The 12,379-nt window shown below is 35.9% G+C and carries 6 protein-coding genes and 1 tRNA gene; 3 read left to right on the plus strand and 4 right to left on the minus strand.

Annotation, left to right across the window (positions count from 1 at the left end):
- Positions 1-464: 464 nt before the first annotated feature.
- The 3 genes from JO178_RS19315 to JO178_RS19325 form a co-directional block, all read right to left on the minus strand.
- Positions 465-536, minus strand: a tRNA-Arg gene (locus tag JO178_RS19315).
- Positions 537-611: 75 nt separating this feature from the next.
- The gene (locus JO178_RS19320; protein ID WP_291939410.1) at positions 612-2,381 is read right to left on the minus strand and encodes a TonB-dependent receptor; all 1,770 of its coding nucleotides are present in this window, start codon (positions 2,379-2,381) and stop codon (positions 612-614) included.
- Positions 2,382-2,448: 67 nt separating this feature from the next.
- Positions 2,449-5,412 carry a tetratricopeptide repeat protein gene (locus JO178_RS19325; RefSeq protein WP_291939412.1) on the minus strand — a complete coding sequence of 988 codons (2,964 nt, stop codon included), beginning with the start codon at positions 5,410-5,412 and terminating at the stop codon, positions 2,449-2,451.
- Positions 5,413-5,657: 245 nt separating this feature from the next.
- Here JO178_RS19325 and JO178_RS19330 point away from each other — a divergent pair, with 245 nt between their 5' ends.
- From JO178_RS19330 to JO178_RS19340, 3 genes are all read left to right on the plus strand, one after another.
- On the plus strand, positions 5,658-7,901 hold the full coding sequence (locus JO178_RS19330; protein ID WP_291939415.1) for a CocE/NonD family hydrolase: 2,244 nt from the start codon (positions 5,658-5,660) through the stop codon (positions 7,899-7,901).
- A gap of 104 nt (positions 7,902-8,005) precedes the next feature.
- Positions 8,006-9,688, plus strand: a complete 1,683-nt coding sequence (locus JO178_RS19335; RefSeq protein WP_291939419.1) for an amino acid permease — start codon at positions 8,006-8,008, stop codon at positions 9,686-9,688.
- 131 nt (positions 9,689-9,819) lie between these two features.
- Positions 9,820-10,170 carry a DUF962 domain-containing protein gene (locus JO178_RS19340; RefSeq protein ID WP_291939420.1) on the plus strand — a complete coding sequence of 117 codons (351 nt, stop codon included), beginning with the start codon at positions 9,820-9,822 and terminating at the stop codon, positions 10,168-10,170.
- 114 nt (positions 10,171-10,284) lie between these two features.
- Here JO178_RS19340 and JO178_RS19345 read toward each other — a convergent pair whose 3' ends face one another.
- Positions 10,285-12,306, minus strand: a complete 2,022-nt coding sequence (locus tag JO178_RS19345; RefSeq protein ID WP_291939423.1) for a hypothetical protein — start codon at positions 12,304-12,306, stop codon at positions 10,285-10,287.
- Positions 12,307-12,379 lie beyond the last annotated feature (73 nt).

Consider the following 12,379-nt stretch of genomic DNA (forward strand, 5'->3'; position numbering starts at 1 on the left):
ACCCGGCAGGAATGTAAAAGGATGCAAAAACCTATCAAAATAGGCCATAATAAATTTTTATTCATATAGTGTTATAATTTAAATAATTCTTTTACCGGTGATAAATATAAGAATATATTATAAATCTCTATTACGGGAATCCTTACAGATTAAGATATTTCAGTTGATTTACTTGTTGATAATCAAAACATTCATAATAAAAAAAGGGACTATTTAAAGTCCCTTGCTTTTTCTTTGACTGCTCGAAAATTTGTCAATTCAAGTATCTGTGCATAGATTTCTGTAGTGATTGGCGTGGAATGCCCAAACTGTTTAAACCCGCCTCTTTTTTAAATGCCTCGAATTCGAGGGAATTGCTTTTATAAGAATCAGGATATCGGAAATATTAATTAGTAAAAATAATCCGACTGTGTATAAATCTGTGTATGATATATAAAAAAAGCCCCTAAAATAGGGGCGATTAGTGACCGCAGAAGGATTCGAACCCTCACTGTCGGAGCCGAAATCCGAAGTTCTATCCATTAAACTATGCAGCCGTATTCATCAGTCATGAATGATAAGTAATATGTAAATTCAGGATTACTTATCATCCACGGGTGATTCCTGATGGTTTAGAAAGTAATTTTCACTCCTCCCAGAATCTGGGCACCCAGAACTTTATATCCTTGGTACGTCTGATACTTTGAGCTCAGAAGATTATTTCCGAGTGCAAAAATACTGAAATTTTTGTGAATTTTATACTCTGCGGAAAGATTTAAATCAGCATAACCACCAACTTTATCATTTGTATTCTCCGTAGACTGGAAAATCATGGCCGGATTGGCTACTCCTTCAATCGCATAAGAATTTGTTGTTCTGTCACTTGCGAAGATTCCCTTGAACCCTAAAAGCAACTTTTTATCAAGCATCGTATATTTTGCTCCTATGCTCGCATTGAACAACGGAACGTTATAAATATGGTCATAATTCTTCAGATTATACTTGGTGAACTTTAATTCTCCGTCTAAAACAAGGTTTTCCAACGGGAAATACTGTACACTCCCTTTGATATCGCTTACATTTCCGTCATCATATACAGCGGAGAATGTATTGGCAAAATTATAAGCAGAACGGTTAAGCGTATATGTATTATCAAAAAGGTCATTGGCCTTAAAGAACATAATATCATTTATTTTTCCATAGCCTGCTGAGAAGTCATATTTCAGTGTTTCATCAATATCTCCCCTAAGACCTACATAGAAATGATATTTGGTCTCTGTTGGCTTTAAATACTGGTCAGAAACGATAAACGGATTGGCCTGAAGAAGGTCACTATAGGTATTCAGTTTAAGACCTCCGTCTACTCCACCGTAAAATTTAAATTCTTTTGCAGCAGCAAACTGGAATTCAGCCTGCGGGAACCAGTAGGTTTTATTACTTTTCATTCTTTCAGCCATTAAATCATTTGAGTTTTTAGCATTCAGGAATGAGAATGAAGAACCTAACATCAGATAAGAATCTCCTTTTCTGAAAGTTACTTTGGGTGCTAAATTCGTATTGAAGAAATTGGATGAATTTTTATCTCTGATAGCAAAATCAGTTTTTACCGCTTCCAGTCCTACTCCAAGATCAGCATTGAGTGTAATGTCTGATTTTCCAAGCTCTACAGCATGCTTGGAGAAATTAGCCAAAATGGAAACCTGATTTTCCTGTGCATCGAAATGATCTTTCAGGAAAGATGATTTTACCCTTACATCATTGAGGATTTCATTAGAATAAAAGTCATAATATCCGTTTACTTTAAACTGGTTGACTTTTTGTTTCAGATCCACATCTGAAGCTGGCTGCAGGGCATAAATACCATAATAATTATAATTATTTAGCCCGTACTCTGCATTAATATTGAATTTCCCTTTATCTCCGTAAGAATTAAGGAAAGCAGCAAAATTAGCTGAGGTCTGTTTGGAATTCCAGTCATAGTCTTTTTTAAGACCATTCGTAGATAATACATGAACATCCCCTCCTACTTCAATCTTATTTTCCAGTGTTTTGGAAATATTTCCATCTGCTAAGATTTTACCATAATTACCCATTCCAAACTGGAAATAATTATTCTGAGCTGTACCGTCAAATTTAGGGGCTACATCCGCCCCCTGAATGGTAGAAGTTTTGAAATCAGAAACCGCAGGAACATCTGTAATCGTATATCGTACAGGGTTCTGGGATTTCTCTTCCGGCGGATAATTTTTTATCGTCTCCACAGAAGTTTTCTTCTTCTCGATCTTCTTCACTTCCGGCTCTCTTTTTTTATTAAGAACCAGCTTTTCCTCCTTGATCTGGGAGAACGCCAACTGCGAAATCCCTAAAAATAATATGGATAATAATTGAATTTTTCTGTTCATTACTACTTTTTGTATTTATGTCTTCAGTTAAAATGTATGAACAATTTATCTGAACACGACAGTACCTTTACTTTTTAATCTGCTTTTTAACGTCTTTTGCTTCGGCAACAATTTCAGGGAAATCCTTATAGTTGGCAATAATCTGATCACAGGTATAACTTGCCTGATAATTATCTTTAAGCCCGATATAGTTTTTAGCCATCAATACCAATGCTTTTGCTCCCCAGAATTCTTCCGAAGAATAGTTATTGGCCAGCTTAAAAATCGTCTCGTTAGAAGATTTGAATGCTTTTCCTTTATTCTGATAATAAGCTTTGGCGTATAATGCTTCCGCAGCAACCGAAGTATTTGATGATTTTTCAAGAGAAACATAGGCAGACTGTGCATCTTTATCTTTTCCTGAATTCATCAGGCTTCTTGCTTTGATCACTTTTGCCGTTTCAATTACTGCTGCTGAGTTCTTAGAATTGGCAATCACAGCATTGGCTAATTTTTCAGCTTCTGAGAAGTTCTTCTCTTCTGCATACACCTTCATCAATTCTACATTCGCGTAGTTTTTGATACTGATATCGGATGAATTTTTAATGCCTTCAAGATATTTCTTAGCTTCAGTAGTATTCCCCTGTGCAAGGAAAATCTGTGCTAAACGGGTCTGTGCATCATCCTGATAATCATTCTGAACTCCGGCTACCTCCTGTAATACCAGAAGAGCTTTTGTAGCATTATTAGTCTGATAATAGCTTTCTCCCAGTTCATATTTAGCCTGATAAAGCCCTTCTCCTGTAGGGTTTTGTGTCAGATATTTCTCGTAATAAGAAATTGCATTTTTGTAGTCTTTCTTCGCGAAATACTGTTTTCCTGTGGACAGGTTGATTTCGTCAATTTCAGAAGCATCAATGTTTACCCCGATGTTTTTTGCAAAATTTTCATATCCGGAAACATCACCGTTTTTAGTGAAAACTGGTTTGGCAGCCTGAGCAATTTTTTGGGCATAGGCTGTATTTTTATACTGCTCCCCTAAAGATTTCAATTCAGAAAGCGCTTTGTCATTCTGATTCTGATCAATATAATTCTGAGCTCTGTAAATTGAAGCATTGGCGATCAGATCTTTATCTGCTGAGGTTTTAATAACCTTTCCGAAGTAATCATTGGAATTGGCAAAATCATCCTGAGCCGCATAAGCTGTCCCAATTTCGTATTGTGCATCATCGTAATATTCAGAGTTTGGATATTTCGATAGAAGGTTTTTTAAATTATTGATTTTCGCCTGAGTATCTCCTTTAAATCCTAAAGCCATCGCTTTCTGATATAAAGTATAATCTGTGGCATCTTCATTCTTGTCGTAAATAGCAATAGCCTCGTTCAGATCATTATTGGCGTAGTGAATATCTGCAAGACGAAGTTCCGCATCATTTTTAAATTCAGGTTTCGGATTCGTCAGATATTGTTTGAAATAGGTAGCCGCCTGATCAAATTTCTTAGATTTAAAATAGGCATATCCTAAATCGTAAGGTAACTGCTGTTTTTCAGGGAAATTTTCATTTAGAAGTTTTTCATAACGAACAATCGCAGACGGATAATTTCCTTTTTGATAATATACCTGAGCGAGCCAGTATAAAGCTCTGCTGTTAAACTCTTTATTGATATTAAATCCTAGACTTCTCAGGAAATACTTTTCAGCTTCATCATAATTTCCTTTATTAAATTCTTCAGTTCCCAAAAGGTATGAAACCTCCTGATCTACTTTATTAATTTCAGGAGAAGAACTCTGGAGTCTGTCAATAGCATTCAAAGTTTCTTTATAGTTACCGGAATACAGATAAGACTTTACCAGTAAAGATCTCATTTCTGAGGCATTGGCTCCATTTTGATTTTCATTGATATAGCTTTGAATAACCCCTGAAGGGCTTTCAAACGGGTTTCCTATATCATAGCTTAATTTGGCATATTGCTCATGTGCCAGTTTTTTCACTTTGGCATCATAATCCATCTGATAAGAAGAACGGAAGGCCGAAAGAGCTTCCTGTTTTTTATCTACTGCCAGATAAGCATTTCCTAATTGATAATAAGCATTCTGGGCCAGTGCCGAATTGCTGTTTAGAAGTTGGTTGTAATAAGAAACCGCTTCATCATATTTTTTCAGCTGAGCAGCCACAAACCCCATCTCATACAAATCGTTTTCAGATGGATTCTGCTGTACACTCAGATAATCTTTTAAATGCGGATAAGCCGAAGTATAGTCATTCTTCATGAAATAACTCTCTCCGATAATCTTATGAACTTCTGCTTTGTATGAATCTGAAATATTTTCATTTAACAGAGCGTTTCCTTCCGAAATAGCCTGATCATAATTCTTATCATTATAATACATCTGCACATAATAAGGGCGTACAAGCTTTGAGAATTTATCCTGATTCTTTACAGAATCAAAATACTGGAACGCTTTATCATTTTGTCTGTTGCTGTAATATAAATGCCCGAGCATATAAGCGATATCTCCCTTCTGAGATTGGTCTGCAGATTTATAAGCCTCTTCCAAAGCATCAATGGCTCCTTTAGAGTCTCCTGTCATAAATTTCGCATATCCAAGTTTCAGAATATACTGGGTATTTTCTTCTTTTGAAAGCTGATATTGATTCACTTTTTTCAAAGTTTCCAATGCTTTGTCAAAATCTTTCTTCGCCAGATAATAATCTGCCAAAGGCAGGTTAGCCTGAGCAAAATAAGCAGAATTAGGATACTCTTTCATGAAAGCTGTTAATCCGTCTTCAGCATGATTTTTCTGAAGAATTACTCCAATCACATTATCAAAAAACTGAGCCGCTTCTTTCTTTGAACGGGACAAATTCTGATTATAGAAATATTGTCTTGCATATTCATATTGGGAAGCGTTGTATATTTTTGTCTGATAGAGATTTTCAGCTAGATTGAATCTGTAATTTTCTTTCTGTGTAAAATATTGGGACTGTTGAGCATCGGAGATTCCGAAATAAATAACCGCAGCCGCTAAAAGTATTTTTTTTGATTTCATTCTTCTTGATATAAGAAAATTAGTCTAAATAAGTTAACGAAAATATTAAAAACTTATTGTTTAAGCAAGTTTTAACAGATTTAATACTGTAAAATATTAATTCAATAACACTGAAATTATTTCACTATTTAATGATAAAATTTATTACTTTAGTCTGCTAAAAAAATAAACAATTCAATAATCAATGATCAGAAGTACATTTTGATCTGACACTTTTTGAACAGCAGCTAAAAACATACCATAAAATGAAAATTAAGATACTTTTAGCATTAATTTTTGTAAATCTGATGCAGGCCCAGAAGTTCTACTTTCCAAAAACAGCCACCTCTGACTCTCTTATACTGGACAAAGAAATCCCCCGGTTAGCATCACAGGTTATTACCCAATATCGTTTGCCTAAAAATAAACCACCATATCCTATTACCTTTTTAGATAATCTTTACCATCTGCAAATCGCGGCAAAAGATTACAAAAACGCTATTCTTACCTTATCCGACTACCGAAAAGAATATGCCGATCATAATATGGCAGGGAACAAATCGCTGGCTTATGAAATTTATAGTATGGCCAGACTAATGGAAAAAGACAAAAGGATGTCTTTTTCCAAAGCTCTTCAGGTAGCCTTCACTACAAAATATGAAAGCTTACCGGAATCTTTAATCGCAAAAATAGGTCCTGCTATTGACGGTGATATCACTGAGTTTAGAAATTCCCTGAAAAAAGCTTTGGCCGGACAAAAAGATAAAGACAGTATAGATTATGTTTCTGCCCTTGCTTTATGTAAAACTTATGCGAATTACAAAACTTACGCCGACGCTCAACCTCAAATGATGAGACTGCTGGAGTTCAAAGAACAGGAAAAATTTATTATAGAAGAAAAGAATCTTAGTCTAAAAAGCGGAAGTACGCTTACCATTACCATTGTCAGAAAAAAGAGCAATACATCCCGGCTTCCGGTTATTCTTACCAATAATATATACGCCGGATCATTTGATAATTTTGTGGGAAAAAGAGCCGCCATCTACAATTATGTGGGGGCAGTTGTCAACACCCGCGGAAAAAGAAACAGCACCGATGAAAACAATCCTTTTGAACATGAATCACAGGACCTTTATGAAGTTATCGACTGGGTTAGTCAACAACCATGGAGCAATGGTAAAGTAGGAATGATCGGTGGAAGTTATCTGGGATTCAGCCAGTGGGCTGCTGTGAAAAAATTGCATCCGGCATTAAAAACAATCGTACCTCAGGTATCTGTAGGAATCGGAATAGATTACCCTGCCCAGAATAATATATTCATGAGTTATATGATGCGGTGGATCCGTTACGTAACGAATAATAACTATACCGATGAAACAGATTTCAATAATTTCACGAAATGGGATTCTGTAAATACCGCCTGGTATAAAAGCGGAAAATCGTTCAGGACTTTAGACAGCATAAGCGGAAATCCGAGCAGGATTTTTCAAAGATGGCTGGATCATCCCGGATATGATCAATACTGGCAGAAAATGGTTCCTTACAAAGAGGATTTTGCAAACATAAATATTCCTATACTGACCACTACAGGTTATTATGATGCCGATCAGATAGGTGCGCTGTATTACTTCAAAGAACATCTTCGTTATAATAAAAACGCTGACCATTATTTAGTCATCGGACCCTATGATCATGCAAGTGCACAAAGTTACGGATATACATATACAAACGGAAGTATTCCTATAGATCCTGTTGCGAGAATAAGCATTGATGATCTTGCTTTTTCATGGTTTGATTATATTCTTAAAAATGGGAAAAAACCGGAACTTTTAAAAGACCGGATTAATTTTCAGGTAATGAACACCAATACATGGAAACATGTTTCTGACCTTGACAAAATGCATTCTTCTGCCTTAAAATTTTATTTGCAGGATAAAAAAAACAAGTCTTCAGTTTTTGATAAGCCCCGACAACTGCAGTTCACAAGACAAACACTTGACTTCAAAGACAGGAGCCTGAAAGAAACGTATTACACCATCAGCAGGAAAGACAGTGTAAACATCACTAATTCCGTTTATTTTGAAAGTGAAGTTTTAGACAAGGATCTTATCATCAGTGGCAATTTATCCGGAGTATTTAATATTTCCATTAATAAAAAAGATTTTGATACCAGTACGGCTCTTTATCAGATACAACCGGATGGGAAGTCATTTCTATTATCCACTCATATGGTAAGAGCCAGCTATGCAAAAAACAATGCCGTCCGCCAGCTTCTTGTACCTGGCCAAAAAGAGCAGATTCCAATACAAAACTCAATATTGATGAGCAAAAAATTAGAAAAAGGAAGTAAATTATTGCTTGTAGTAGGCGTCAATAATAATCAGAATTGGCAGGTGAATTACGGAACGGGGAAAGATGTAAGTACTGAAACTGTACAGGATGCAGGTGAACCTCTGGAAATAAAATGGTATAATGACAGCTATGTGGAAATACCTGTCTATAAAGCGTAAAGATTTGCCATAAAGAAATTTTAGCCAAATGTCGTTAACAACTGTTAACATCAAAATAAAAAATCATTACATTTGCTTTTTTTCAAATCAAATATAATTATTGGATGAGTCAACTTTTTAGAAGAAAAATCTATTCAGATACAGATACTTCAACAGGGCTTTTAAGAGTCTTAGGAGTTTGGGATATTGTATTTTTTGGTATTGCGGCGATTATTGGAGCAGGAAGTTTCAGCAGTTTGGGAGAAGCCGTTTTCAGAGGAGGCCCCGGTGTGATACTTTTATATTTGATTTGTGGTTTTGCCTGTGGATTTACGGCTTTATGCTATGCTGAATTTGCCAGCAGAATCCCTACAGCAGGCTCTGCATACACCTATGCTTATGCAAGTTTCGGAGAACTGATTGCCTGGATCATCGGGTGGGCTCTTATCATGGAATATTCGTTTGGAAATATTTATGTTGCCTTCTCCTGGTCAGATTATTTCACCAGCTTTTTAGGACGTCTGGGAATGCACATCCCGGATTATCTTACCTGCAGCTATACTGAAGCTCAGAAAGCCTTTATAAAAGGGTCTGAAAATAAAGAATTGCTAAATGCCTGGAAAACAGCTCCGCTTATAGGAGGTCTTAAATTTATTGTAGATATTCCGGCATTGGTAATCAACGGGCTAATTACATGGCTTTGTTATGTAGGAATAAAGGAAAGTAAAAACTTTAATAATTCACTGGTAATCCTAAAACTAGGTGTTATTTTATTAGTAATACTGGTTGGATTTGCCTATATCAATACAGACAACTGGACCCCGATAAGCCCGGCAACAGGAAGTCCTTCTTTCATGCCGAACGGCTTCACAGGGGTAATGAGTGCTGTTTCGGGAGTATTCTTTGCTTATATAGGATTTGATGCACTTAGTGTTCTTTCCGAAGAAACAAAAGATCCTCAAAAAACATTGCCAAAAGGAATGATCATCTCTCTTGTCCTTTGTACTGTAATCTATATTGCACTTACACTGGTACTGACAGGAATGGTAGATTACAGAAAATTTGACGGTGTAGGCGACCCTCTTTCATTTATATTTGAAAAAAACAATGCAAATGTGGCCTGGATGGAATTGGTAGTTTCATTTGTTGCCATTGTAGCGATTACAACTGTATTATTGGTATTCCAGATGGGACAACCAAGAATCTGGTATGCTATGAGCCGTGACGGACTGATGCCGCAGAAGTTTCTGACCATCCACCCAAAATATAAAACACCATCTTTTGCAACAGTTGTTACAGGTATTGTAGTTGGAATTCCGATTTTATTTACAGATAAAACGTTTATCCTTGACTTTACGAGTATCGGAACTATCTTCGCTTTTGTACTGGTTTGTGCAGGTGTTCTTTTATTACCGGCCAAAGAGAAAATAAAAGGCAGATTTCACCTTCCGTATGTGAATGGTAAAATTATTTTCCCGATTGTTTTTATCGGCGGCTTGATAGCTTTTTATTACTGGCAGCCGGAATTTTTCCACAGTCTGACGGATTGGAAAGATCCGAAGGAAGGAGAATTCAGAGCTTCTATTTTCTTCTTCATTCTGATCAATCTGGTTTTATGTGTACTGGCTTTCATAAAGAATCTTTCATTGATCCCATTAGTGGGTTTAAGCTCATGTTTGTATCTTCTTACCGGAATGAGCCATGAAAACTGGTTCTGGTTTGGGATGTGGTTCCTGATAGGTATGGTGATCTACTTCTGCTATGGCTACAAAAACAGTAAGCTTGGAAAAGAATTAAAGAATAATTAAAAACGAAAAACGTTATATAGAGAAAGGGCAAAGCAATAAAAAATTGTTTTGCCCTTTCTCTTTTTATCCTCTTCCAAAAACCGGCAGCATTATTGCTGTAACTCCAACAGAAACAACAAACTAATACAGCCATGTCTGAAAGAATAAAAACATACAAAGAATTTTACCGGTTTTACCTTACTGAACACAGCAAAACCGGAACCCGGATTTTTCATTTCATCGGGACACTACTCGTATTTGTAGTGATAGGCTATGTCATTAATTCAGGGAAAGAAAGGTTCCTGTGGTATATTCCCATTTTTGGATATGGCTTTGCCTGGTTCAGCCATGCTGTTATTGAAAAAAATAAACCGGCAACATTCAGATACCCGCTCTGGTCTTTAATTTCAGATTTCAGATTATTTTTTGAGCTCCTGATAGGAAAACAAAAATTTATAGAACCCGTACAGACCAAACAACCTCAGAATACAGAAAACCTGTAGTTCTCTCATAAAAATGAGAGATTCTTATATGCAATTATTCAGATACAAAAAATTTCAGCTGGGGCGGCTTTACTACCACAGCTGAAACTTTAAACTTTACATTTTAGCCGGGTTTTATTTAAATCTTTTTTTAAAACCGAACTTTAGCCTGTTCATTAATCCCGGTTCTATAATATCAATTCCCAGTCCGAAATTACTGTCTGCTACCGTATGATGATCTTCCCTGAACTTTTCAAATTCAGCCTGCGGAATTTCAAGATTAATCAGCGGATTGGATTCTATATAAGCACTTGCTCCGCTCTTAGTCACTTTCTTACGACTTTTATAGTCAAGATAAGTACTTTTTATTGTGCTTTCCTGCACGGTATATTTCTCTTCGGAATCAATTCTCTGATCCGTATACAAATTGATTTCATATTTTTCGCTGTCGAAATTATGCCAGAAAGGTAAATCTCTATGCATAAAATCTCTTGCAGCAGCCTTTACCACGTTCCTGTCGAAATACATCAGAAAGCGGTTATTCTGTGGATCTACAAAATAAGGATTCTCAACAACAGCAGTATACCGGATCTTAATTTCATTCAGTTTTTTATCATCACTGAGTATATCTATCGCCGCATCTGTGAATATATTTCTGACATCAGTCCCGTTTCTGTCGCCGGAGTAATTAAGACTGTAAAAAAGAAAATTATTCCAGCTGTCTATAATTTCGCGTTTATTTGTACTTTTAAAATACCTTCTCATCGCATTGGCACGATTCCCCTTATAAATACTCTCCAGGTTTAATTTCCCCGTATTTCCTATGACGTCAAAATCCACTTTCTCATCAATACAGTAATAAGGAAGACGATAAGGCTTTCTTAATTGCAGTTCCTGATTTTCTTTTACCTCCAGATAATGCATAAAATACATAAACCCTCTGTTTTCAATCAAACCGAATTCATCACGGATCGTAGCATCTACAAAATAGTCTTCTCCTTTGTAATTAATTTTTACCACAACATGATTAAAACTTAACAGTGACGGTAAATAGTACTTGATATAATAATCCGTATTAAAATTCACCAATACCACCGATGCATCTACTCCGATATAATCGAGAATCATTTTGAGTAAAACGGATTTTGCTTTGCAGTCTCCCTGCTTGTTTTCATAAGTTAAAGCAGGCTCCTGAGGTCGGTGCCCATTCATTTCATCAGCATTGAAGGTATAATAGATATGGTTTTGAACATATTCTATAGCAAACTGGAGCTGCTCATCCAGATCATCAATAGCATCTAATTTTTCTATAAGACTGGGCGCAAAATCTTTTAAAGCCGATTTATTGAAAACCTCTTCATAGAGAGGAAAAATATAATTGGAAAGGTTCTTCCAGTTATTTTCCGTTGCAAAATCAATATATGGGAAAATTTCACGCCCTGAATCTACAGGATTGATGTAGTTCTTCTCTTCAATCACAAACCTTTCTCCTTTTTTAAGATAGCCGATTTCAGGCTCCAGAACTTCACCCCTTTCGTTTCTGAAAAAAGTTTTTTTATAGGCTATTGTCTGCTCACGTTCATTGATAAAAGTAAATTTAAAACTGCCGTACGCCCAGTAGTTATCAGGGCTTACCCAGACATATTTTGAAAATTCCTTTCGAAGGAAATCACGATCGGTAAATTCCTTAATTCTGGAGTCTTCCAGTATTAAAACATCATATAACCTAAGATCTTTGATCGTTATATTGATCTTTTTATTGCTACTCAGTACACCTCCGCTGCTATGGTTTTCATTATCCAGCACTTTAATTTTTGTGTCCGGAATTTTATCGATCAGCACTCCGTCTCTTACTACACTGATTCTATGAATCTGGTAAACTTCATTTTCTTCTACAATAATATCAGAAACGGAAGCCCGTTCCAGATTTCCCGGTTCATTAAGCGTATAAGCCATGCATACATACTCATTGTTTTCTTTGTTACTCGTATAGTATTTCTTATCTACAAAGTAACAATAATCTTTACCTGCGTCAATTTGTTTTCCGGCAAATTCAGAGTCCTTGATTCTGTCTATAATTTCCTGGTCTCCAATATTTCCCGCCCATAATTCCGGCTTTTGAATCTTGTAATTTTCAACTTGAATTTGATTTTCCATATGTATATTTTACAATGTTTTTTTGGCTATAAATAATTAAAAGCACCAAAATAAATCATTAAAAAAAGAAAAA

Origin of the sequence: Chryseobacterium sp. (assembly GCF_019236175.1) — a bacterium.
Classification (GTDB): Bacteria; Bacteroidota; Bacteroidia; order Flavobacteriales; family Weeksellaceae; genus Chryseobacterium.

Coding starts and splice junctions, on each gene's coding strand:
- JO178_RS19335 (WP_291939419.1), top strand. CDS start 8,006: ATGAGTCAACTTTTTAGAAGAAAAATCTATTCAGATACAGATACTTCA.
- JO178_RS19340 (WP_291939420.1), top strand. CDS start 9,820: ATGTCTGAAAGAATAAAAACATACAAAGAATTTTACCGGTTTTACCTT.
- JO178_RS19325 (WP_291939412.1), bottom strand. CDS start 5,412: ATGAAATCAAAAAAAATACTTTTAGCGGCTGCGGTTATTTATTTCGGA.
- JO178_RS19345 (WP_291939423.1), bottom strand. CDS start 12,306: ATGGAAAATCAAATTCAAGTTGAAAATTACAAGATTCAAAAGCCGGAA.
- JO178_RS19330 (WP_291939415.1), top strand. CDS start 5,658: ATGAAAATTAAGATACTTTTAGCATTAATTTTTGTAAATCTGATGCAG.
- JO178_RS19320 (WP_291939410.1), bottom strand. CDS start 2,381: ATGAACAGAAAAATTCAATTATTATCCATATTATTTTTAGGGATTTCG.